General features: G+C 48.7%; 18 protein-coding genes. 7 read left to right on the forward strand and 11 right to left on the reverse strand.

Features of this window, described 5'->3' with window-relative positions; translation table 11 throughout:
• Window positions 1–7: 7 nt before the first annotated feature.
• Window positions 8–829 (reverse strand): AraC family transcriptional regulator, encoded by an 822-nt coding sequence (locus NW212_RS03185; protein WP_258337192.1) that lies wholly within the window; start codon window positions 827–829, stop codon window positions 8–10.
• A gap of 247 nt (window positions 830–1,076) precedes the next feature.
• Between NW212_RS03185 and NW212_RS03190 the strand changes: the two genes are divergently transcribed.
• Window positions 1,077–2,702: a sialidase family protein gene (locus NW212_RS03190; RefSeq protein WP_258337193.1), complete on the forward strand. Its 1,626-nt coding sequence runs from the start codon at window positions 1,077–1,079 to the stop codon at window positions 2,700–2,702.
• Between the two features lie 153 nt (window positions 2,703–2,855).
• Here the strand turns inward: NW212_RS03190 and NW212_RS03195 are convergent, their stop codons facing one another.
• The 4 genes from NW212_RS03195 to NW212_RS03210 are packed head-to-tail and all read right to left on the reverse strand — an operon-like array spanning window position 2,856 to window position 5,607.
• Window positions 2,856–3,851 (reverse strand): glycosyltransferase family 2 protein, encoded by a 996-nt coding sequence (locus NW212_RS03195; RefSeq protein ID WP_258337194.1) that lies wholly within the window; start codon window positions 3,849–3,851, stop codon window positions 2,856–2,858.
• Window positions 3,852–3,855: 4 nt separating this feature from the next.
• On the reverse strand, window positions 3,856–4,335 hold the full coding sequence (gene ispF, locus NW212_RS03200; protein ID WP_258337195.1) for a 2-C-methyl-D-erythritol 2,4-cyclodiphosphate synthase: 480 nt from the start codon (window positions 4,333–4,335) through the stop codon (window positions 3,856–3,858).
• On the reverse strand, window positions 4,332–4,949 hold the full coding sequence (locus NW212_RS03205; protein WP_258337196.1) for a fumarylacetoacetate hydrolase family protein: 618 nt from the start codon (window positions 4,947–4,949) through the stop codon (window positions 4,332–4,334). Before NW212_RS03205 ends, ispF begins: the two co-directional genes overlap by 4 nt.
• 4 nt (window positions 4,950–4,953) lie before the next feature.
• On the reverse strand, window positions 4,954–5,607 hold the full coding sequence (locus tag NW212_RS03210) for a redox-sensing transcriptional repressor Rex (protein ID WP_258337197.1): 654 nt from the start codon (window positions 5,605–5,607) through the stop codon (window positions 4,954–4,956).
• A gap of 113 nt (window positions 5,608–5,720) precedes the next feature.
• On the opposite strand from NW212_RS03210, the gene NW212_RS03215 reads away from it, so the two are divergent.
• Window positions 5,721–6,059, forward strand: a complete 339-nt coding sequence (locus NW212_RS03215; RefSeq protein WP_258337198.1) for a translation initiation factor — start codon at window positions 5,721–5,723, stop codon at window positions 6,057–6,059.
• 76 nt (window positions 6,060–6,135) lie between these two features.
• Here NW212_RS03215 and NW212_RS03220 read toward each other — a convergent pair whose 3' ends face one another.
• Genes NW212_RS03220 through NW212_RS03230 form a run of 3 tightly spaced genes read right to left on the reverse strand, consistent with a single transcriptional unit; the run spans window position 6,136 to window position 12,168 of the window.
• Window positions 6,136–7,677 (reverse strand): arylsulfatase, encoded by a 1,542-nt coding sequence (locus tag NW212_RS03220; RefSeq protein ID WP_258337199.1) that lies wholly within the window; start codon window positions 7,675–7,677, stop codon window positions 6,136–6,138.
• Between the two features lie 49 nt (window positions 7,678–7,726).
• Window positions 7,727–11,749: a two-component regulator propeller domain-containing protein gene (locus NW212_RS03225; RefSeq protein ID WP_375337939.1), complete on the reverse strand. Its 4,023-nt coding sequence runs from the start codon at window positions 11,747–11,749 to the stop codon at window positions 7,727–7,729.
• Between the two features lie 8 nt (window positions 11,750–11,757).
• Window positions 11,758–12,168: a hypothetical protein gene (locus NW212_RS03230; protein ID WP_258337201.1), complete on the reverse strand. Its 411-nt coding sequence runs from the start codon at window positions 12,166–12,168 to the stop codon at window positions 11,758–11,760.
• A gap of 94 nt (window positions 12,169–12,262) precedes the next feature.
• On the opposite strand from NW212_RS03230, the gene NW212_RS03235 reads away from it, so the two are divergent.
• The gene (locus NW212_RS03235) at window positions 12,263–13,510 is read left to right on the forward strand and encodes a glycoside hydrolase family 88 protein (protein WP_258337202.1); all 1,248 of its coding nucleotides are present in this window, start codon (window positions 12,263–12,265) and stop codon (window positions 13,508–13,510) included.
• 117 nt (window positions 13,511–13,627) lie between these two features.
• Window positions 13,628–15,175: a sulfatase gene (locus NW212_RS03240; RefSeq protein WP_258337203.1), complete on the forward strand. Its 1,548-nt coding sequence runs from the start codon at window positions 13,628–13,630 to the stop codon at window positions 15,173–15,175.
• An 86-nt stretch (window positions 15,176–15,261) separates the two neighbouring features.
• Here NW212_RS03240 and NW212_RS03245 read toward each other — a convergent pair whose 3' ends face one another.
• Window positions 15,262–15,924 carry a DUF4627 domain-containing protein gene (locus tag NW212_RS03245; RefSeq protein ID WP_258337204.1) on the reverse strand — a complete coding sequence of 221 codons (663 nt, stop codon included), beginning with the start codon at window positions 15,922–15,924 and terminating at the stop codon, window positions 15,262–15,264.
• Between the two features lie 279 nt (window positions 15,925–16,203).
• Between NW212_RS03245 and dnaE the strand changes: the two genes are divergently transcribed.
• Genes dnaE through NW212_RS03260 form a run of 3 tightly spaced genes read left to right on the forward strand, consistent with a single transcriptional unit; the run spans window position 16,204 to window position 20,728 of the window.
• Window positions 16,204–20,001 (forward strand): DNA polymerase III subunit alpha, encoded by a 3,798-nt coding sequence (gene dnaE / locus NW212_RS03250; protein ID WP_258337205.1) that lies wholly within the window; start codon window positions 16,204–16,206, stop codon window positions 19,999–20,001.
• 40 nt (window positions 20,002–20,041) lie between these two features.
• Window positions 20,042–20,356, forward strand: coding sequence for a thioredoxin (gene trxA, locus NW212_RS03255; protein ID WP_258337206.1), 315 nt, complete (start codon window positions 20,042–20,044; stop codon window positions 20,354–20,356).
• Window positions 20,357–20,392: 36 nt separating this feature from the next.
• Window positions 20,393–20,728, forward strand: coding sequence for a hypothetical protein (locus NW212_RS03260; RefSeq protein WP_258337207.1), 336 nt, complete (start codon window positions 20,393–20,395; stop codon window positions 20,726–20,728).
• Between the two features lie 91 nt (window positions 20,729–20,819).
• Here the strand turns inward: NW212_RS03260 and NW212_RS03265 are convergent, their stop codons facing one another.
• Window positions 20,820–23,849: a chondroitinase family polysaccharide lyase gene (locus NW212_RS03265; RefSeq protein WP_258337242.1), complete on the reverse strand. Its 3,030-nt coding sequence runs from the start codon at window positions 23,847–23,849 to the stop codon at window positions 20,820–20,822.
• A gap of 373 nt (window positions 23,850–24,222) precedes the next feature.
• The gene (locus NW212_RS03270) at window positions 24,223–25,212 is read right to left on the reverse strand and encodes a GNAT family N-acetyltransferase (protein ID WP_258337208.1); all 990 of its coding nucleotides are present in this window, start codon (window positions 25,210–25,212) and stop codon (window positions 24,223–24,225) included.
• Window positions 25,213–25,230: the final 18 nt, after the last annotated feature.

Below are 25,230 nucleotides of genomic sequence, written 5' to 3' on the forward strand. Positions count from 1 at the left end.
AGGGACATTATATAGGGTTGTTGAACAAATCGGAATAAGGTTTGCATACATTCAGCAAAGACAATGGTGTATAACCGCTGAATTGTTTAAACTCCCGGATAAAATGCGACTGGTCAGCGTAACCGCATTGATATGCCAGCTGAGCCTGATTTGCATCTTCCGGATAATGCTGCAACAGTTTCAATGATTTCTGGAAACGGACTATTCTTGCATATTCTTTAGGATTCGCACCTACCAGTTCATTAAACAGACGCTCAAACTGTTTCTTGCTTAAACAGGCAATAGAAGTCAATTCCTTGACAGAAGTTTCCGGCATTATGAGCAGTTGTCTTATAACGGCAGTTATTCTTTTGATGTTGTATTCTGTTTTTAAGGTCAATGCACCTGCTATTTGGGATAACAGCCATTGCTCTATTACGTTAATACATAAACTTGTATTTTCGCAGTCGAAGATTTGTGCAGCCAGTCGTTTCAAATGCTTGTTTTCAAGGTCATAACCGGAAACCTCTTGATTGTGCAATAAGGATATGGGCAAATTCAAGAAGGCTTTCAGGGCGTATGGCTGAAATACAGCAACTATCATTTCCACATTATCATCCGCATATAAATGTGAATGATAATTTACCTGACCGCTAACGGTAAATTCTGATTGAGAGACTCCCAGTTCCGGGATATAAAGCGGTGTTTGTTTATGGAAAATGATTTGAGGACAACCAATAGGAAAAGTAAGGGTATTCAGCGGTTGATCGCTTTTGAATACCCAATAATACCTGACGTAAGGTTGTAACTCCTTGCAAGGCTTGTAAAATCTGAAATCCTCTTGAATCATTTTACAAAGGTAAGGCTTTTTGCCGTTTCTTATTGATCACAAGCAAAAATATAGCTGCAAACGAAACATTTCGTTTCCTCCCTTGCACATTAAAGATTTTCTTGATAACTTGCCACAGCGTTTCTTTTAATTCCGCTGAATACATAATTATTCAAGTCTGCAAGCTGGGAATAATCATTTCACGGAAAGAGGAAACACTCCTTTTATTTTTAAACTTTAATTTTTAAACGACAGTTTCTAATTGCTCATGAAAAAAGTTTTTCCATTCGCTTTATTCCTATTCTCCACATTAGCAACATGGGGAGCAGATACCTTACTGGTAAAATCGCCACAAATACCAATACTCATCGAAAGACACGACAACGTTTTGTTTTATATGCGCCTCACATCAACTGGAACAAAGGTGTTAGACAACATTAGCGTAAACTTCGCGAAGGACGCAGATATCAACAAAATAAAATCGATAAAACTATATTATGCCGGAACAGAAGCACTGCAAGACAGAAACAAAGGAAGATTTGCTCCTGTCAAATACATTTCGAGCAACAATCCCGGGAAAACACTTGCCGCCAATCCTTCTTACTCCATTAAAAAATCGGAGTCTGAAGTTGTAGAAAGCACCATAAAACTTGATGGCAAACAAAAATTATACCCCGGAATAAATTACTTTTGGGTAAGCATAGAAATGAAAGACGATGCACCTATAAGTACCACACTGGCCGCTTCTCTCATTTCAGCCGAAGCCGACGGCAAACCTCTGCCTGTAAAAACTGTTTCAGGCGATACCACCGTCCGCAGAATGGGTATAGGTGTACGTCATGCAGGCGATAACGGTTCGGCAGCATTCCGAATTCCCGGATTAGTAACAACCAATAAAGGCACGCTTTTAGGTGTATACGATGTACGTTATAACAACAGCGCGGATCTGCAAGAACATATTGACATCGGTTTGAGCCGAAGCACAGACGGTGGCAGAACATGGGAAAAAATGCGTTTGCCCCTGTCATTTGGCGAATACGACGGACTGCCCTCGGCGCAAAACGGGGTTGGCGACCCGTCGATTCTAGTCGATACAAAAACAAATACGGTCTGGATTGTAGCAGCATGGACACACGGAATGGGAAACCAACGTGCATGGTGGAGTTCACAACCCGGCATGGACTTAAACCATACGGCACAATTAGTCATGACAAAGAGTACAGATGACGGCAAAACATGGTCGGCTCCCATCAACATTACCGAGCAGGTCAAACTCCCGGAGTGGCATTTCTTATTGCAAGGTCCCGGACGTGGAATCACCATGCAAGACGGCACATTGGTATTCCCCATCCAATACATCGACAAAACACGCATTCCGAATGCCGGAATCATGTACAGCAAAGACAGAGGAGAAACATGGCATATTCATAACCTTGCCCGCACCAACACGACAGAAGCACAAGTGGCAGAAGTCACACCGGGCACGCTCATGCTCAACATGCGAGACAACCGGGGAGGAAGCCGTGCCGTATATACCACGACCGATTTGGGTGTGACGTGGAAAGAACATGAATCGTCGCGCACGGCACTGATTGAGCCCGTATGTATGGCAAGTCTCATCAGCGTAAAAGCCGAAGACAATGTGCTGGGCAAAGACTTGCTGATTTTCTCAAACCCCAATACCACCAATGCCCGAAGAAACATGACTATCAAAATAAGTACCGACGGTGGAAAGACGTGGAGTCCGGAACATCAGCTTCTGTTAGATGAAGAAGACAACTGGGGGTATTCATGCCTCACAATGATTGACAAAGAAACAATAGGAATATTGTACGAAAGCAGTGTGGCACACATGACTTTCCAAAGTATAAAACTGAAAGACATCATACCATAATAGGCTCTTGTGATTAAGATTTCAGCAGATGCCGGACGAAACATAGGTTCTTAAACCTCGGGCTGTTGATGACTTAAACACCGAAAAGCCGAAGTCCCCGTTTCCTTCTGAATAGACGAAAGGAAACGGGGACTTCTATAAAAAACTCACAGATCATTTATAAAAACTTTTCTCAAAAGCAGAAAAAGACTCTTTCCGGAGCACGCACCGCTTCCACCAAGCATAAAGGAACCCCGTTCCATACCCGGTAAGCTGGACAAAAGCGGCTCCAACCGAAAGGATACCTATCCACAAGCTCTTGTTCCGTACGGAAGAGTCCAGAAAAATCACCAATGCGAAAAATAGAAGAAGAAGCAGACTCCACGGACAGATGAGAGCAGCAAGCAGCACCAGCACCACTCCGACCGTAAAAACAGCCGGAAGCAAATGCACCAACTTCAGAGATTCTGGATATTTCTTGTAAAGATTGATGCGCGCAATGCCTGAATTATGCACCTGCTTGAAGAACTTGCGAAAATCTGTACGACGTTTGTGCCAGACCCATGCTTCGGGAAACAAGCGGCATCTGCAATTGTTCTTGAAAATACGGATACTGAAATCAATGTCCTCTCCAAAACGCATATCAGAAAAACCTCCCAAGGATCGGTACACATCGGATCTCACCCCCATATTGAAGCTCCTCGGATAGAACTTGTCCATTTTTTTCTTTCCCCCGCGAATGCCGCCTGTAGTAAAAAAGGAGGTCATGGCATAGTTGATAGCTTTCTGCACGGGAGTGAACGAAGCATGTGCGCGGTCAGGTCCCCCGAAAGCGTCAGCCGGTTCCTTCTCCAATTCGATCTCAACCGCCTGAAGATATCCTTCCGGCAAAATACAATCAGAATCCAGTATGATAAGATATGCTCCTTTGCTACGCTCTGCACCGTAATTGCGGGTTTTTCCCGGCCCGGAATTCAGCTTGGTGTAATAACGTATATCCATCACGGGCAAATACTTGTCAACTACAGCCTTGCATGGCACTGAAGATCCATCCTCCACCACCACCACTTCAAAATCCTTGAATGTTTGGCGCGAAAGGCTTTCAAGAAGCTCGTCAACCTCTTCGGGACGGTTATATACGGGAATAATTATGGAATACTTCGGATTCATTGTATCAATCCTTTTCTATCAATACCGTTGCGTATGCGGAGATACCTTCTTCACGCCCGGTAAAACCTAATTTTTCTGTAGTGGTGGCTTTGACAGACACATCATCTGCCTCCACTCCCATCACCTCGGCAAGAATGTTCTGCATAGCGGGAATATGCGCCTTCAGTTTAGGACGTTCGGCACACACCGTTGCATCGACATTTCCTACCCGATAGCCTTTCCCCGCTATCAAAGCGACGGTTTTCTTCAAAAGAATCTTGCTGTCTATATTTTCAAACTCCGAGGAATTGTCGGGAAAATGATAGCCTATGTCACGCATATTGGCAGCTCCCAACAGGGCATCGCAAATGGCATGAATCAGCACATCGGCATCCGAATGTCCCAAGAGTCCCTTTTCATGTTCCAGCCTGATACCTCCCAGCCACAAATCACGTCCCGGCACCAGCCGATGGACATCGAAACCAAATCCAACTCTTATCTTCATCGTATATTGAAATCTAATACTTTTTCATCTTCCAGATAACCTTCCAAGTGATTCCCAATCTGCACCGGCCCCACTCCGACCGGGGTTCCCGTATAAAGCAGGTCACCGATTTTCAACGTGCAGAACTGACTTACATAAGCAATAATCCGGTCTACATTGAAAATCATATCGCATGTATTTCCCTGCTGAACCGTTTTTCCGTCAATATCCAAACGGAAACGGATGTTCTGAATATCAGCAAACCGCTCAACAGGAATCCACTCACCAATAGCAGCAGAATTGTCAAACCCTTTGCAGAGTTCCCAAGGTTTCCCTTCTGCACGTAACTTCCGCTGAAGATCCCGTGCGGTGAAATCAATGCCGACGGTCACTGCATCATAATAGCGGCGGGCGAAACGCTCCGAAATATTCTTGCCTAAACGGCTGATACGCACTACAAGTTCCGTTTCATAATCCACCTGCCCGCAGAAGTCGGGAATGAAAAAGGGCTTTCCGTCTTTCAGAATGGCCGAATCAGGTTTCATAAAAATTACCGGATCCTCCGGCACTGGTTCTCCGGCATGCAACTCCTCGCAATGGAGTCTGTAGTTCATGCCTACAGCTATTATCTTCATTGATCTATTTCTTTACAAGTTCGTTCAAACGATTAAACATCACGGCCAGATGCGCGTAAAGCGAAGTGTTCTGCACCACAATGGTTTCGGGCACACGGATACGGAACGGCGTAAAGTTCCACACGGCCTTGATTCCGCCTGCCACCATCTTGTCTGTTATCTCCTGAGCAATATTTATGGGCACGGTAAGCACTCCGATTTTCACTTTGTCCTTTTCCATCCGCTCCTCAAACTCATCGGTATGATAAATGGGAATACCGTTTATTTCCGTCCCCACCAGTTCCGGATTGACATCGAATGCCCCCACTATTTTCAAACCAAAATGCGACAAGCCCGAATCGCGGAGCAAAGCACCTCCCAAACTTCCCACACCGAAAAGATAAGCCCGATGCATGTTGGTGAAGCCAAGAAAATCTTCCAGTACGCTGACCAGCCTGTCTATTTCATATCCTACCCTCGTGCGACCGGCAATATTCACATACGAAAGGTCCTTCGCTATCTGCGAGGCATCGATATTGATCTGACGAGAAATCTGTGTGGACGAAACATACCTTTCCCCTCTCTCTTTCATCAGTTTTGCATTCGAAAGATACCACGGAAGCCTGCGCAATGTGGGCTCAGGTATTTTCCCGTTATTCTTATTTACTCGTTCTGCCATCGATGCATCTATTTTCATAACAAATCATTGCAAAAATACGTTTTTCTGAGCAAATCAATAAACGAATAATGAAAAATGTTCTTACCTTTGAAACTCTTTAAAGATTATTTGGCATGAAAAAGAATGACTGGAAAGACCGGCTGAACATCGTATATTCAACCAATCCTGATTTCCGCTACGATGACGGAGCGGAAGAGGAGGAAGAAACTCCCGAAAAAAACAGGCAAAGACTGAGAGTCAGCATCGAAAAGAAGGGAAGAGGAGGAAAAACCGTAACCGTGGTATCCGGATTCACCGGACGGGAAGACGATCTGAAAGAACTCGGCAGGCTGCTGAAGACTAAATGCGGAGTGGGAGGTTCCGTAAAAGACGGAGAAATCTTGATTCAAGGCGAACTGAAACAACGGGTCATTGAGATTCTGAAAACAGACGGATACACTCAAACGAAGTGACAGAGCCAACAAGAAAATGATTGGCCGTTGCGTGTGCTTCACCGCCAACAGCCAATCATCAATTCTCAATTGCATATCAATTGCCGACCACTTCCTTAAGCAATGCGGCGAGTTCCTTCACCTTCTCCGGATATTTGTCGGCCACATCATTCTTTTCCGACGGATCTTCCTTCAGATTATACAATTGCGGTTTCGGACTATGTCCAAGTTCCGTCTTAGTCCAGGTTTCATATTTACGCTTGTCACTCGGCTCAAAATATTTCCACCCGTCCTTGATAATAGCCAACGTGTTGTCCAGGTTCTGCTCTACAACGTATTCGCGGTCTGCCTGATCCTCGCCCAACAATTCCTTTGCACGCGCATGGCTGTCGAATGCCACACCGTCCTGCAATGGCACACCGAGAATTTCGGCCATTGACGCGAACACATCAATCTGCGAGAAGAGTCCTTCCTGCTTGCCGGGATTCGTGATGCGTGCCGGCCAGCGTACGATGAACGGGATACGTGTTCCGGCTTCGTAAAGACTGTATTTGCCTCCGCGATAGATGCCCATCGGCGTATGTCCGTTCAGCATTTCCCTAGCCTGGTCCTGATACCCATCATCGATAACCGGACCGTTGTCGCTTGTAAAGATAAAGAGAGTGTTGTCGGCTATGCCCAAACTATCGAGCGTGTGCATGATTTCGCCGATTGTCCAGTCAAGCTGAAGAATCACGTCACCGCGTGTTCCCAAGCCGCTCTTTCCTGCAAAACGCGGATGAGGTATGCGCGGAACATGGATGTCCTGAGTTCCCATATAGAGGAAGAAAGTTGTATCCGCCGATTCGCAAATAAAGTTTTTAGCCTTGGCGGTAATCACATCGGCAATCTCCTCATCATTCCACAAAGCCGACTTTCCACCTGTCATCCATCCGATACGCGGGATACCGTTAATAATGGTGTTGTTGTGTCCCTGGCTTGGCTTCAGCTTCACAAGTTCCGGATTTTCCTTTCCGGTTGGCCAGTCACCCACCTTATGGTCATAGCTCACCGTTATCGGATCCGAAGGATCAAGCCCTGCCACACGTCCGTTTTCCACAAACACACAGGGCACACGGTCCACTGTAGCCGGAATGATGAATTCATAGTCAAATCCGATGCTCTGCGTATTCGGCTTGATGAGCCCGTTGAAGTTCGTACCGCCAACAGGTCCCAATCCCAAATGCCATTTACCTACAGCAGCAGTACGGTAACCAGCCTCATGGAACATATCGGCCAATGTGACGCAGGTTGTATCAATAATCAGTTCCGAGTTTCCGGGAGCGATGCCTGTATTTTCTTTCCTCCAAGGATAAGTACCTGTCAACATTCCGTATCTCGAAGGAGTGCTTGTAGCTGAAGTGGCATACGCATTCGTAAACAGAAGCCCCTGGTTCGCCAGGCTGTCGATGTTGGGGGTAGAAATCTTAGTAGCTCCATAGCAACTCAAATCGCCGATTCCCAGATCATCCGAATAAATGAAAATAACATTCGGACGTTTCAAGTCAACGGTCTGTTCTTTTTGGGCTTGTGGTCCACATCCCGTAAGAGCCGCAAGACCGGACATTGCAGAAATGCCCAACAATAAGTTTTGTTTCATAAATATAAAGGTTTAAAATGTAAAAGTTCTGCTTTCCCGCTTCAGACGTTTATTGGTCTTGCCCGGTGCGGTAGGCCATCGGCGTCACCAGATAAGCCTTCTTGAACACTTTGCTGAAATAGCGCGGCGAACTGAACCCGGTCTGGTCTGAAATCTGAGTAATATTCAATTCCGGACTGTTCTTCAGCAGGCAGGCAGCCTTTTTCAGGCGGAGTGTAATGAAGAAGTCGTTCGGAGTCTGTCCTGTAATGGCCTTAATTTTCGCATACATGCGCGTACGCGACACAAGCATCTGCTGGGCAAGCATATCGATGGTAAAAGCCGAATCATCAAGATGTTTCTCAAAAATGGTTATCACTTCATCCAGGAACTTCTTGTCCAACGGATTGGTTGCCAGCACCGGAGTTTCTGCGGCGGGCTGCTTGGTAAAATACTCCTGAAGTTTCCTCCGGTTGTTTACAAGGTTGTTGCATCGAAGTATCAGCAATCTGGAGTCAAAAGGCTTAGTGATATAATCGTCGGCTCCAATCTTCAGGCTTTCAAGGTTTTGTTCTACCTCTGTGCGTGCCGTAAGCAGAACAACGGGAATATGGCAGGTGTCAAGATTTCCCTTAAGCTCCTTCACCAGTTCGATACCCGACATGCGCGGCATCAGCACGTCGCTCAGCACAATCTGAGGCGGATTCTCTTTCACTTTTTCCAAAGCTTCCATACCGTCCGAAGCCAAAGCGACATCGTAGATGCTTTCAAACAGGCCGGCAAGCATCTTGCGTATCGACTCATTGTCCTCGACAATCAGCATATGCGGACGCGACCCGTCACTGTTGGGCATTACTCCAGCTTTCAGCACTTCCACCTGTTCCGGATTCAGACTGTATTTCGGGCCGTCTACCGTCATCTGCCGGATTACGGCATGTTCTGACGTTTCGATTATTTCGTCCGGCTCATACATGTCATTTCCCTCCGGAATCCATACGGTAAACTTCGCGCCTTTGCCTTCGGTACTCTCTACATTGATCTGCCCGTGATGCAGCTCCACGATACCTTTTGTCAACGCCAGACCGATTCCTGTTCCTGCATTGATTTCCGTATCTTCCGTACTTTGATAGAAACGGAGAAATATCTTTCCGATGTCTTTGGGCGAGATTCCCGAGCCCGTATCTTCTACTGAAAACCAGGCTTTCCCGTCGGTTCTCCATACACGCAATGTCACGCGGCCCTCACGCAACACGTGCTTGATGGCATTCGACAACAGATTATTGATCACCTTGCGCATCTGCTGCCAGTCGAACCACACTTCAATATCATCGCATTCAGAAACAAACTCAAGAAAGATTTTCTTGCTCTCGGCATATGGCTGGAAAAGCAAGTAAGTTTCGTTCAGGAAATAAACCAGATTCATCCGGCTAACCTTCAGCTTCATCTTGCCCTGTTCCTGCTTGCGGAAATCCAGCAGTTCACTGATAAGCTCCTTCAGCTGCACGCTGCTCTGATAGGCCAAAAGCACCTTCGAATAAACCGAAGGAAGAATCTGAGGCATTTGCATCAGCCTTTCAAGCTGACCGATGATCAGCGTAAGCGGAGTGCGGAATTCATGTGATATGCTGGTAAAGAACCGGAGCTTCGCCTGATTCAACCGCTCTATGTCCTGCAAGTGACGCTGCTCGTATGCCAGCGATGCCTGGAGCTTGACACGGGTCTGGTACATGCGCATCAGATACCACAAGATACCGCCCGCCAAAAGCACATAAATTATATACGCCCACCAGGTGGCATAGAAAGGAGGCTTGACCACAATCTTCATCGTTATCGGTTTGCTGAGTGTGAGCGGGTTGGCCGAACGCACGCACAAAGTATAGGTTCCCGGATTCAAGTTCGTGTAGGTGATTACAGGCTGTTCGCGTACCGGAGTCCATTCTTCCGAAAAGCCTTCGAGCTTGTATTCAATCTGCTCCCTGTTTTCGGGAACATAGTTTGAAGCGGAAAAATACAGGCTGAACATATTCTGATCAGCTTTCAGCGTGATCTCGGAAGTATAATTCAGCGCATCTGCAAGCAACCCGGTCTTGTCGCCCGGCAAAATCTCCTTTCCGTTCACAATCAGTTTTGACCAAACCAGGGTATATGGCAGAGGACTACGGTCCAGCCCCTTCAACGGAAACATGACCATACCCGTCATTCCTCCCAAAAAGACTTCCTTCTCTTTCGAAACGAACAATGCGTTTTCGTTGACTGCCGACAGCGGGAAACCGTTTTCAGCCACATAGTTGCGCACTCTTTCGGTGGCAGGCTCAAAGCGCGAAAAGCCACAGTTGGTTATCAGAAGCAGCTCTCTGTCGTCGTTCTCGCAAATCTTATAAATGCAGTCACCCGAAAGCCCGTTGCGTGCGGCGTCGAAGTTTCGGAATGTCCCGTCAGACTGGTCCAGACAGTCCAGCCCGCTTCCTGAAGTGGCGAACCATATCCGGTTTGCATGGTCACAGAAAATGCTGTTCACGTTGCTGTTGCTCACTCCCGGCTGTCCTTCTCTATAAGGATAATGCACCAGCCTGTCAGTCTTGAAATTATAGGAAAAGGCGCCTTCGCCCGTAACGGCCATCCACAGCACGCCTGTCCGGTCAAGCTCCAGATCAGCAACCATCCGGATTTTATCGTCTTCAGGACTCTCGCCGAACAGTTGCCGGCATTTTCCCGTGGCTTTCGACAGCAGGCAGACCCCCTGCTGGGTGGCCACAACCAGGCTATCTCCGTATGGCAAAATATCACGGACAATGTCAGAAGGAATGGTTGCAGGATTGCCCGCCTCGTGACGATAGGCAAAGAACCTTCCGCTGCGGATATCCAGCCTGTTCAGCCCGCCCAGATGAAGCCCCAGCCATATTTGGTCAGTGCCTTCATCATACCAGATTGCTTTCACATTATTGTGGGATATGCTGTTGGCTGATGCCGAATGAACATACCAGCGAAACTTCCCCGTTTGCCGGTCAAGCATGTTCAGGCCGCCTCCTTCTGTACAGATCCATATGTTCCCCCGCTTATCTTCCAGCATGTTGCCGACAATCGGACTGCTCAGCCCGTCGGCTTCGTGAGCCGCCTTCCCGAAAACGGTATAGACGGCATATTCAGGATTGAAATAGTTCACTCCGCCAAAATACGTTCCGGCCCAGATGGTTCCCTGCGCGTCTTTCACCATACACCACACCGATTCATGCGACAGCCCGTAAGGCGCACGACCAGCCTGATAGTGATGAAAGGCCACTTCCTCGTCAGGATGCAGACAGTCAAGCCCTTCGGCAGTTCCTATCCACAGATTTCCCTTGTTATCTTCACAGAAGCAGCGCACAAAGTTGGAAGAAAGCCCGTTGTGTCCGGTTCTCAGATTATCCCAATCCCCTTTGGGCGACTTCCGGTAAGCCCCGTTTTCCCAAGTCCCGACCCACAGCCTTCCCGCTGTATCCTCAAAAATGCTGGAAATCCGTCCACCCTTGATTTCGTGCGAAAACACCTTTCCGGCAGACAGGCAGAAAAGTCCATGAGCCTCCGTCCCCATCCATAAATTCCCTTGCGAATCAATGCGCAGAGCCGTCAGGCGTTCGCTTCCCGAAGGCAGAGTATAAAACAATTCCATCTCACCTTTTCCTTCATCGTAGCGGAACAGGCGCTCGTCGCACCCCACATACAACCCGCCGTGATACAGCACCGCCGATACCTGTCCCCGATAAACCACCGAAAATCTCCCCGTCTGCATGTCAAAGCGGGCCAGCCCGTCCACACAAAGCAGATAAAGATGGCCCTTGCGGTCGCCGGTCACTTTCAGCACCTGGTTTGAAAAAAGACTGTAGGGATTGTCCTTTTCCATCCGGAAAACCTTAATGCCGTTCCCGTCGTAGCGGTTCAGCCCCTCACGGGTACCAATCCACACAAGACCATTCTCGTCAACATACACGTCATTAACAGACACTTGCGACAGCCCGTCTTCCGTAGAAAGACGGTTGAATGTCACGTCATGCGCTTCCGCAGCCACAAAAGGCAAGACAGCACAAAAGAGAACGGCATATATGAAACGATAGATAAAGCCCATCAAAAAGTCAGTGAAAAAAGTTCAACTACAACAATGCGAAAATAAGAAAAAAATTCGGAACTGCCAAATTCACCATGAAACGACAGGCCGCGGCCTTCTCCAGGTTCAGGTGAACGAAAATCGTTATCAAACAATTTACTATCTAAAAAGGCGGAAGGCCAGCCGCAACAACCGTAACGGCCGAAGGAATCACGATGCAAAACTCGCGGCTCATCTTCCTCAATCTGACGGCTCATTCCGCACAACCTGAACGCCCAACTTCCGCAAGCTGACCCGGCAAACATTTCCGCCGGCAAGAGATTGCCATCGGCAAGCGCGGCATCCTCTTGCACATTTAAAAAGTTTTGCTTATCTTTGAGCCTGAACGAAAACATCACCTTTTCATATGGAAAGCACAGCCCGAAACACATTTATACCTTTTTTATGGACGATTTTATCCCCCGTCCTCCCGTGAATAAGCCTACCTTTGACCAAACGAGAAATATTAATCAAAATTAATACCTTATGAAGATTAAAAACCATTTAGGAATCGCCGCTCTGGCAGCTGTCGCACTTGCCGCCTGCCAGCCGAAACAGGAAGCAAAACCCGACTTCCTGACTGAAGAGATCAACAACATCGTAGCTCAGCACACAATCCAGACTGACATCATCGAAAAAAGCGGGAAATGCCTGAATCCCCGCACGCTCGACACGCTCGGAAACATCGTTTATGTCCCCATCGACGACTGGACAAGCGGATTCTTCCCCGGAAGCATGTGGCTGGACTATGACTTGACAAAGGACGAAAAATGGAAAAATCTCGCTGAAAAATATACGGAGGCGCTCGACTCGGTAAAATACCTGAAGTGGCACCACGACGTGGGCTTCATGATCGGATGCAGCTATCTGACCGGTTACCGTCTGTGCGGACAGCCCGAATATAAGGATGTCATCGTAGAAGCAGCAAAATCACTCTCCACCCGCTTCCGTCCGAACGCAGGCGTCATCCAGTCATGGGATGCCGACAGAGGATGGCAAGGAAAACGCGGATGGGAATGCCCGGTTATCATCGACAACATGATGAATCTGGAACTGCTGTTCGAAGCAACCCGTCTGTCGGGCGACTCTACGTTCCACAAGATTGCGGTTTCTCATGCCGACCAGACCATGAAGAACCATTTCCGCGCAGACAACAGCTGCTATCACGTGGTTGACTACGCACTGAAAGACGGAAGCGTAAGAAGCCGCCAGACAGCACAAGGCTATGCGCACGAGTCAGCATGGGCTCGCGGACAAGCATGGGCCATCTACGGATTCACCACCTGCTACCGGTATACCCACGACCAGCGTTATCTCGACCAGGCTGAAAAGACGCTGAACTTCTACCTCACCGACAAGAATCTCCCGAAGGATCTGATTCCTTACTGGGACTTCGACGCTCCGAAGATTCCGAACGAGCCGAGAGATGTTTCAGCAGCTGCCTGCATCGCTTCGGCATTGTATGAAATGGACGGCTATTGCCAGGGAAAGAACTACAAAGCGCTGGCTGACACAATTGTAACTCATCTGGCCGGACCGGACTATAAAGCCAAAGTGGGCGAAAACGGAAACTTCATCCTGATGCACTCGGTAGGAAGCATTCCTCACGGACAGGAAATCGACGTTCCGCTGAACTATGCAGACTACTATTACGAAGAGGCACTGATACGCAAGAGAGATCTTGAAAACAACCAGCCATTCTCTTTCGTAACAGAAAAAGACTCTGTTCAGTAACATTCTCCTGCAACACGCAGTAAATCAGAAACGAAGACACAAAGACACAGAATCATACATCTTTCTCTGTGCCTTTGTGTCTTTGCATTAAAAATAAATTCAATCTATCAAACCACCATGAAACATCTGTCATACACACTGCTGGGAGGAGCCGGACTGCTCGCTCTGGCAGCATGCGGAAGTTCACAAAAAACAGTGGAACAGACGCAACCCAACGTAATTTACGTGTTCCCAGACCAGTTCCGGAACATGGCTCTCGGCATCTGGAACGAACCGGAATTCAAAGAATACGTGCGCTTTGAGGGCGACCCGACCCATACTCCAAACCTCAACCGGTTCGCAAAAGAATCGCTCGTGCTTTCCTCAGCCATGAGCAACTGCCCTCTGAGCAGCCCCCACCGAGGCTCTCTGCTTACCGGAATGTATCCCAACAAGAGCGGAATCCCTTTGAACTGCAACTCCGACCGGCCGATCAGCTCACTCCGCACTGACGTGGAATGTGTGAGCGACGTGTTCAGCAAGAACGGATACGAATGCGCCTATTTCGGAAAACTGCATGCTGACTTCCCCACTCCCAACGATCCGGCTAATCCGGGACACTACGTGGAAGACAGAAACCCGACATGGGATGCCTATACCCCGAAGGAACGCCGGCACGGCTTCAACTACTGGTATTCTTACGGCACTTTCGACGAGCACAAGAATCCGCACTACTGGGATACGGAAGGCAAACGGCATGACCCGAAAGAATGGTCGCCCATCCACGAAGCTAAACAGGTAATATCTTACCTGAAAAACGAAAACGGACAACGCGATGCCAGCAAACCGTTCTTTATCATGGTCGGAATGAACCCTCCCCACAGCCCTTACCGCTCGCTCGACGACTGTATGGAAGAGGATTTCAATCTTTACAAAAATCTGCCTACCGACAGTCTGCTCATACGGCCAAATGCCGACAAGAAACGTGCAAAAGCAGCTTCTGCCCCCTACTATTTTGCTTCGGTAACCGGCGTGGACCGCGCGTTCGGACAGATTCTGGACTGCCTGAAAGAGCTGAATCTTGATGAAAACACGATTGTGGTGTTCGCTTCCGATCATGGAGAAACCATGTGCAGCCAATTTACCGACGATCCGAAAAATTCACCATATGCCGAATCCATGAACATTCCGTTCATCGTGCGCTATCCGGGGCATATCCGTCCGCATGTGGACAGCCTGCTGCTCTCATCGCCGGACATCATGCCGACACTGCTCGGACTCTGCAAGCTGGATAAGGACATTCCCGCCACCGTACAGGGAAGCAACTACGCTCCGCTTTTCTTCGAAGACTCTACAAACGTAATCGCCCGACCGACCGGTGCCGTTTATATCCAGAACATCGACGGCGACAAGGACAAAGACGGAAAAGTGATTTCCTACTTCCCGAAATCAAGAGGAATCAAGACGGCTCACTACACGCTGGCACTCTACATCGACAAGGACAAGAAGCTTCAGCGCACGCTTCTCTTCGATGACATAAACGATCCCTACCAACTGAAAAACCTCTCTCCGGAAGAACACCCGGAAATCGTGAAAGAACTCTACAAAGAGCTTGCACAGCAGTTGAAGGACATCGAAGACCCATGGTACAACGAGAAGATCCTTTCAGACTTGCTCCCATACTGACCTGAAGATCAGAAGAAAGATGAAAGAACAAAGAAAGCCGGCTCCATTTCGGGAACCGGCTTTCTTTGTCTATGCAACAACTAAAATTACTTTTGCAGCGTCACATTGTCAATCATCATTTTTGAATCTTTCTTCTGCAACTCGATTACAACAATCAAGTCTTTCAGCATTTCATCAGAGATGGCGGATTCAGTAATTTTATTTCCCTTAGCCTCCACACTTTTCACACTCGCAAAATTGTCGACAGTCTTCGCAAGATCAAATTTTGCGGTCACCTTCATCCATTTTCCCGGCTTGTTGATGACACGGCTGAAAGCGGTAGCCGACTGATTCTTAGAAGACTCGTCTGTCAGATCAAACTGATCGCGCATGATAAAAGTCTTAAGCTTTGAATCACAGATGAAGAAGCGCACCTGAGCACCTTCGGTCAAAGCTTTCGCTTCAAACGACAACGTATAAACACCCTTTTCTGCACCCTCCAGACGCTGAGCCAGAAAAGCCTTATACCAAGAATTGTCTGTCGTATTTTCTATCTGAACGGCATTTCCATGTTTCTCATCATCCTTCACAGGAGTGATAGTGGTTGCTCCGCTTGTTTTGTCCATCACGAACCAATCAGCCGAAGCCGGAACCGATTCATAAGTTTCAGCGTTCAACGGCGTGTCAAACGTACCATTCTTGATAAGATTCTGAGCATTCATCCCTATAGCAAGAAATGACAATGCTGCCAAAACAAATGTCTTTTTCATAAGCAATTCAAATTTATTTATGATTTGTCGCAAAGTTAGTAAAAAAGAGAAGAATCCTGCCAAACTATCCCTCTTTTTTAGCTTAATAATAATGAATAAGCAGTTAAATTCTTTTTAAGCCCAAAGGATAATTGCCGAATTTACGATACCCGGATCACACATCTGATATTCAAATCATTAACCCATAAGTTTCCCTTACCATCCTAATAAATCCCCAACGCTATTGCCCGTTCTCCAAAAGATGAGTATCTTTGTCTGCTTACATAAACACTCTGAATCATGGAAGATTTTGTTCATTTGCACGTACATACCCAATATTCGATTCTCGACGGACAAGCCTCGATTCCGCGTCTTGTAGACAAGGCCATCGCAAACGGGATGCGGGGGATTGCCATAACCGACCACGGTGACATGTTCGGGATAAAGGAGTTCTTCAACTACGTAAACAAAAAGAACGGAGGCACGAACTCCGAAATCAAGGACCTGAAAAAGCGTATCGCCGCGCTAGAAAGCGGAAAAGAAGCAGCAGAAGAGCCCCAAGCTGAAATAGCAAGCTGCAAACAGAAGCTGGAAGAAGCCCAAAAAAAACTTTTCAAGCCAATCTTCGGCTGTGAAATGTATGTGGCGCGCCGGCGGATGGAAGACAAGGAAGGGAAACAGGACCAGAGCGGCTATCACCTGGTGGTGCTCGCTAAAAACCTGAAAGGATACCACAACCTGATCAAACTGGTGTCGAAGGCATGGACCAAAGGGTTCTATATGCGACCGCGTACCGACCGGACCGAACTTGAGAAATATCACGAAGGTCTGATTGTCTGCTCTGCCTGCCTGGGAGGAGAGGTGCCGCGGAAAATAACTGCCGGACGCTTTGAAGAAGCAGAAGAAGCCGTCCGGTGGTACAAGAACCTGTTCGGAGATGACTATTACCTGGAACTGCAGCGCCACAAGGCTAGCGTACCCCGGGCCAATCACGAAACGTACCAACTCCAACAAACTGTAAACAAGAAGCTGGTTGAATACGCAAAAAAATACAACGTCAAACTGGTCTGCACGAATGACGTGCATTTTGTGGATGAAGAAAATGCCGAAGCACACGACCGGCTGATCTGCCTGAGTACGGGAAAAGACCTCGATGACCCGAACCGCATGCTCTATACCAAGCAGGAATGGATGAAGACACGCGAAGAAATGAACGAAATCTTTGCAGACATACCCGAAGCGCTGGCCAACACGACGGAAGTATGCGACAAGGTGGAATTCTACTCCATCGACCATGCGCCGATCATGCCTACTTTCTCCATACCAGAGGATTTCGGGACAGAAGAAGAATACCGGAAAAAATTCACAGAGGAGGACCTGTTCAACGAATTCACCCGTGACGAAAACGGAAATGTGGTGATGGACGAAGCGGCTGCCAAAGCAAAGATCGAACGCCTCGGAGGATATGAAAAGCTATACCGCATCAAGCTCGAGGCGGACTATCTGGCAAAGCTGACTTACGAAGGTGCTGTTAGAAGATATGGAGCAGACATGGACGATGAAATCAAGGAGCGCTTGAAATTCGAACTGTACATCATGAAAACCATGGGTTTCCCGGGGTACTTCCTCATTGTGCAGGACTTTATCAACGCGGCACGCAACCAGCTTGATGTATCTGTAGGACCGGGACGTGGATCAGCTGCCGGATCGGCTGTGGCATACTGCCTGGGCATCACGCAGATCGACCCCATCAAATACGACCTGCTGTTCGAGCGTTTCCTGAACCCCGACCGTATCTCGCTTCCCGATATTGACGTAGACTTCGATGATGACGGACGCGGGCGGGTGCTGAACTGGGTAACCGAAAAATACGGACAGGAGAAGGTGGCGCATATCATCACATACGGCACAATGGCTACCAAACTGGCCATCAAGGATGTGGCCCGCGTTCAGAAACTTCCCTTGCCGGAATCCGACAGACTCTGCAAGCTCATACCCGACAAGATTCCCGACAAAAAGCTGAATCTGCCCAACGCCATCGCATATGTTCCGGAACTTCAGGAAGCAGAAGCTTCACCCAATCCCATTCTGCGCGACACCATCAAATATGCTAAAATGCTCGAAGGGAACGTGCGGAACACGGGCGTCCATGCCTGCGGAACCATCATTTGCCGGGATGACATTACCGACTGGGTGCCCGTAAGCACGGCCGATGACAAGGAAACAGGAGAGAAAATGCTTGTAACCCAATATGAAGGCTCTGTCATCGAAGACACCGGGCTTATCAAGATGGACTTTCTGGGACTCAAGACCTTGTCCATCATAAAGGAAGCAATCGAGAATATCCGCCAAAGCAAAGGCATCGAACTGAACATCGACGAAATACCCATTGACGATCCAGCCACCTACAAGCTGTATAGCGACGGGCGGACAATCGGAACGTTCCAGTTTGAATCGGCAGGGATGCAGAAGTATCTGCGCGAACTCCAGCCGTCTACATTCGAAGACCTTATCGCCATGAATGCGCTCTACCGTCCGGGACCGATGGACTATATCCCCGACTTTATCGACCGTAAACACGGACGGAAGCCGATCGAATACGATATTCCCATCATGGAGAAATATCTGAAGGACACTTATGGAATCACGGTCTACCAGGAGCAGGTGATGCTTCTGTCGCGCCTGTTGGCCGACTTCACGCGAGGCGAATCGGACGCTTTGCGAAAGGCGATGGGAAAGAAGCTGCGCGACAAGCTGGACCACATGAAGCCGAAATTCATCGAAGGCGGAAAGAAAAACGGGCACGACCCTCAGGTGCTGGAAAAAATCTGGGCCGACTGGGAAAAATTCGCTTCCTATGCGTTCAACAAGTCACACGCCACCTGCTACTCGTGGGTAGCCTATCAGACCGCTTATCTGAAAGCCAACTACCCTTCGGAATACATGGCCGCCACCATGAGCCGCAACATCTCGAACATCACCGAAATCACCAAGCTGATGGACGAATGCAAGGCTACAGGAATACGTGTGCTCGGTCCCGACGTGAACGAAAGTAACCTGAAATTCTCTGTCAACCACCACGGCGATATCCGTTTCGGGTTGGGAGCCGTCAAAGGTGTAGGAGAAGCTGCCGTGCAAAGCATCTTGAACGAGCGCGAAAAGAACGGGCCATTCAAAGGCATCTTCGATTTCGTCCAGCGTGTGAATCTCTCGGCCTGCAACCGGAAAAACATCGAAAACCTTGCACTCGCGGGAGGGTTCGACAGCTTCCAGGAAATCAGGCGCGAGGACTTCTTCCTGAAAAACTCAAAGGAAGAAACCTTCGTGGAAACGCTGGTGCGGTATGGAGCCAAATATCAGGCAGACAAATCGTCGGCCACCAATTCTTTGTTCGGAGATACCTTTGAGATAGAAATCGCCACTCCGGAAATCATCCATGCGCCTGAATGGACCGACCTGGAACGCCTGAACAAAGAACGTGAACTGGTAGGAATCTATCTCTCCGCACACCCGCTGGACGATTTTGCCGTCATTCTCGAGAACGTATGCAACGTACACATGGCGGAGCTCGCAGACCTCACTCCCCTGCAGAACCAGAATCTGATTCTTGGAGGAATCGTGACAGGAGTTCGGGAAGGGCTTACAAAAAAAGGCACGCCTTATGGCATAGCCAAAATAGAAGACTACTCCGGATCGGCTGAATTCGCCTTCTTCGGAAACGAATGGGTGGAAAAGAAGAACTACTTCGCCGAGGGCATGTTTCTTTTCATGCACGGCAAATGCCAGCCCAAACAATGGCGGCAGGACGAATGGGAAGTGAAAATCAGCACAATCGAGCTGCTTTCAGACGTAAAGGAGAATGCCATCAACAAGATTACGGTCAGCATCCCTCTGTCGGCGCTCAACGACCAGCTGGTGGTGGAATTCTCGTCAAAAGTGAAAGCCAACCCCGGAAAGGCAGAGCTCTGCTTCCTTGTTTACGACGACAACGGACAAATGCGTATAAACCTGAGCTCGCACGCGGTAAAGGTATCAGCCCAAAAAGATCTGATCAACTATTTAAAAGAGCAGCCGCAGTTGGAGTATAAAATAAATTAGCCTATATTTGTAGACAAAATCTTTTTTAAAACATACAGTTATGGCATTGAACATTAAAGATGACAATTTTGAAGCAATCGTAGCCGAAGGGAAACCGGTGGTACTTGATTTCTGGGCTACATGGTGCGGTCCGTGCCGCCAGATCGCTCCTTACATCGAGGAACTGGCAGAAGAATACAAGGACAAAGTGAACATCGGCAAATGCGATGTAGACGAGAACAGCGATCTGCCCGCGCGTTTCGGCGTGCGCAGCATTCCAACCGTAGTTTTCATCAAGAACGGTGAAGTGGTTGACAAACAGGTGGGAGCAACTGGCAAATCGGCTCTCCAGGCTAAGGTGGACGCTCTGCTCTAAGCAACGAATTCTATCAACTAAAAACAAACTATAATTATGGGCATGGACAACGATTTTTTGCTGGAAGACGAAGATGATGAAAAGACAATCCAATTCATCAAGAACTACCTTCCGCAAGAAATGAAGGACTCGTTTACGGATGACGACCTTTATTACATCCTCGACGTAATTGTTGATTATTACACAACCAGCGGATGTCTGGACGCACAACCAGATGAAGAGGGATATATCAACATCGACCAGGATGAGATAGTGGACTACATCATGAAAGAGGCCAAGAAAGACGGAATGGGCCCATTTGACCCGGAAGCTGTCTACTTTGTAGTGCAAGGCGAAATGGAATACGGAAACCAGCTGGAAGACATGGCCTGACCAGCCTTTCCGTGAAACCTTTATAGAAGCAGAGGCACAAAGATTCTGGAATCTGACATTCCGCATCTTTGCGCCTCTGCTCTTTTTCTGCTTATTTCTTCACCAGCTTCACATCATAGCTTTTTCCTTCGCGGCACACAAACTGCAACACCGTATGCTTTCTGTCTGCTGAAATGACCTTCACGTTCTGCAGGTCTGTATCCGGCTCCCAATGGCCCTTCAAAGTTACGGTTACAGGAATCTCCTGACTTTCGTTGAATTTCCATGGACGCGAATAAATGCTCCGCTCGATACGTTTGCCTTCGTTGTCGAAAGCCTCGTCGCTCGGCCCGCGATATAGGGCCAAGTCCGGCTGGGCGACGGTAAGCAGAAGCTGTTGCTTGCCTGTTTCCTTCACCATGGCCAGGCAACAAGTGTCGGTCTTTTCAATCCATTCTCCCGGCAATGCCGCACGCGGAGTTTCAAACAACACGTATGAGGTCAGCTTCTCCTCGGAAGAAGACACGATATGCGCGTTGCGGTCGCGTTTGAGCACCTTGTAGGCCGGCTTCTTCGCAAAGGCTTCCAACGAAGCCTGATCAGTCTGAGGCAGCACGGCATATTCATACGATGCGCCTTTCGGAGCCTTTCCGTGATCAAACACAAGCGACACCCAATCGCCGGAAGTCGGTTTCACGCTGCGCTCTCCCACCGTAGTCTGCGGAAAATTCTTTTCAAACTTCGTATTTCCCTTCACATAATATCCCGCTCCGTTCGGTGCAAGGAAAATGTTTCCGGTTCCTGCATATCCTTCCCAGTAAGCCTTCTCCTCGGGAGTAATGGCCGCAAGCTGGAACACGGTGGTTTCCGTCGGATAATCCTTGTTCACATTCTCGATGTCAGAACCGAGAGCCACAATCTTGTCGCCGAAGAAATGATAAGAAATGCGGGCGCGGTGCGAACCGTTATACTTGTCATGCTCATGCAGAACCATTCCGAAGTTTCCGTTTTCATGCTCCTGAGAAAGTCCGCCGGCAAAAGCTTCGTCAGAATAAAGCATTTCTTCAAATCCGGAGAATGTATCCACATTCAGCACCTTTGCGCGCAACTGGTCAAAAGGCAGATGGATGGAAGTAGTGCCCGGAATGCGATTCCAGTCGAAACCGTTCTCCTGCCATCCGCTTGAAGAAAACGTCACATACTGGCCGGGGCGTGCCGTCAGAACCTGCATGCTTCCGTATCCCAGGTAGCGTCCGTAGAAATTGGCATCAAGATAATGCTCGGCGCTCCACAGATAGCGCGAGGAGCCTCTTACCACCGCCGCCCAGTTGCTTCTTCTCTGCACGGAAACACAACCGTAGCCCAGAGCCAGATTTCCCTGCGGGTCTGCCTCCGGCTTGAAGCCTGCGGCCGCCAGTTCGCGCTTCATCTTCTTTTCCATTCCGGTCATCTTCTTCGGAAGATAGTCCGGCTCTTCGCCGCTCTTCACATCCGAAGCGTTCAACAGGCGAAGATAGGCCGCCGCCATTTCCGGATCATACTTCTGTTTTCCGTCGGGCGTGCCCGCTATGGCCATCATGCCATATTGTCCCGGTATCAGTTTGCCTTTTCCGTTAGGGTGCCGTCCCGACATGGACAACGGGAACTGCACACGGTTGCAATAAAAGCGCATAGCGAGCAGCACATCCTTCACCGTCTGATGCGCCAGTTCGGACACGGCAAACGTGGTTCCGCTCATCAGATAAATCATATTGGTAGCTCCGTCAAGGCCTCCGACCGCATAAGCCGGATAATTGTTGCAATGGTGGAAGGCGGCTCCGTCGCTCTTGAACGAACCGGCCAGACCGGGAGCCGGACGGCATCCGTAGTCGATCCAACGGGAGAAAGCGCGCAGGTAACGGAGCTTTTCGGGCGTATCCTCCATCATCAGGATGCTCGCAATGCGTCCCGAAGTCTGGGTATTGAACGAATCCATGTCAATGCCGTTCCCTTCGGGCTTCGGATAAATCTCATTGGTGATGGCATACCACCGCATGGTGGCTTCAGCCTCCTGAAGACGCCCCTCTTCACGCAGGACATCTTTCATCAGGAAATAAGACAGATAAAGATTTCGCACGCTGTATCCGTAATGATGGATGTTTCCCCAGCAGCTCCCGTACGCCACACCCTGATCGGTAATATGATCGTACATCGCCATGAACTTCTCACGCATTTCCTGCTTGATTTCCGGATCTTCGGCGTTCAGATAAACCGTAGCGATATTCTTCATCAGGTCAAAGTAAGCCTTCATCTCCATGCCGAGCTTAGTAAACATATCCTTGTCCCAGTTGGGAAGCATACGTTCGTAGGCCTCCGCCTGGCGCACCATGAAGATCGGCATGCCGCTCACCTTTCCGTCCTTATAGACGATGCGATATTTTCCGTATTGCTTTCTGATTTTGTCCAGCTGCTTCTGGTTCACTTTTCCCGGGAGATAGACCAGGTCGCGGAAACGCTTCTCCATCAGATGCATGTCAGCCTTTTCCCTCTCCGACACGGGGTTCAGCGGCAGATCGGAAGTCCACAGCGAGTGCGGATAGATAACCAGCCAGTGATTTGTGGTTCCCTTATGCACGAAAGGCACCTGCACGTCCGCGGCCTGCTGGCGGGCGTCCACTTTGACCGCTGTAATCAAATGGTCGATGAAAAGTTCGCCTGCCACATCCGGAGCCTGCACACGAAGTTCATCCATGCCCGTTTCCGGCTTCCCCTCCATGTCGCGCTCATAGCAGACCCAGGCGGCGCGCCATCCGGTAAAGTTGATTCCGAAAGGGAAAGAGGTGCATACCTTTCCGTCTTTCAGAAACTGGAAGGTAATCTTCTTGTCGACAGCCTTTTCGTTATATACCCATACGATGAAAGCCGACAGGTACGTATCTTTTCCCGTCGGATCTTTTTCCTCAAACTTCAGATCTTTTTCCAGAGCCAGTGTCGCGCCGGGCTGGTAAGTCCAGCGGAGCGAATGCGTACCGTCTTTATAATGTACATCCGAGATGGCCAGCGACGAAGCCTCAACCTTCATTTGCGCCGGCACTCCATCTTCGAACGAGAACAGCCGCTCGTTCTTTACCACCTGTGCGGATACAGGATCCGCCAGCCCCATCAGACATAAAGAGAATGCCCAATTAATAAAATTTTTCCGTTTCATAGCGAAGATTCTGCCAATAAATTAATAATTGCAAAGATAACATTTCTTCGGTGAAACAGAAATATTGAAAGGGAGAAAATGAGAATTTTCATTTCGCGCCCGAACGAAGCTCCAGATGCCGGAAGAGTTTCTTTGTTCCACAACGTGGAATATACATTTCACACTGCGGTTTCTGAATTCCACAACGTGAAACATAGAAACCACAATGCGGAATGAAGAAATAGAGCCGGCTTCGGGAACTTTCCGGCGGGGCATGAAGCATTTCAGGCGGGCCCTCCCGGAAAAACGGGAAAGACCGCCTGAAACGGATATGGGTGTGCAGACTTGCTTACTTTTTGACTCTTCCCACTATCGCGTTGAAGGAAGAAGTGATGTCCAGCGCCTCGGGATGCTCCTTGATGAAGGATTCGATGTGGCGCACGCGCTTTTCTTCGAGAATCTCGTCCACCGCGATGAGGATGCCGGTTTCCTCCACATCTCCGAAACCGTCGTTTATCGCCGTGCCGAACATGCGCATCGTGGGCGACAGGCCCATATAGGCATTCACAAGGGGAGGGATGTTGTATCCCAGCTTCCGGATTTCGGTGTTGAGCACCTTGTAGTCTTCCTTGAAGGAATTGTGGCAGAACAGCTTTTCGAGCATCTCCGGATCGGTTTCTATCAGAATCGGGTTTTCCGGAATGATCAGTCCGTCCTTGTCACCGAAATGCTTCTTCAGGAAATACAGAATCATATCGCGGCCGAAACGGTTGTAGCTCGGATACATCGTCATCTTGCCGAACAGGTATTTCACGTGGGGCATCACCACGGTAAGAGCGCCCAGCCCGTCCCACAGATTGTCGAGAGCGAACAGGCCTTTCGAGCCGGCCCGGGTTGACTGATACTCAAGCGTCACGAACGAACGTCCCAGCTCGATTGTAGCAGGAAGATATTCTTTCAGGAACTTCTCCGAAAATTTAAACATGTGTGCGGTTGCCAGGATGGGTTCTCCTTTTTCGTCGAACTCCACCTCGTCGCCAAGGAAATAGCGGTATCCTCCGAGGATTTCTTCCGATTCGGGATTCCACACGATCAGCTGGTGATACGGATGCTCCATCAGGTCGTATTCGTCCAGGTCAAGCGGCTTGCCCGTTCCGCCTCCGGCCGCACGAAAAGCGATTTCTCTCAAACGTCCGATTTCTTTCAGGACATTAGGCGCGTTCTTCCACGTAACAATGTATATCTCGTTGTTGCTTTTGTTCGTGAACCTCAACCGTTTATCTTCAGTCAGTTCCGATTTCAGAATCTCTTTGTCAATCGGCGCAATAATTTCTTCCATATATTTTTTATCTCTCTT

This window comes from Bacteroides sp. ET225 (assembly GCF_024733745.1).
In the GTDB taxonomy this organism is placed as follows: Bacteria; Bacteroidota; Bacteroidia; order Bacteroidales; family Bacteroidaceae; genus Phocaeicola; species Phocaeicola excrementipullorum.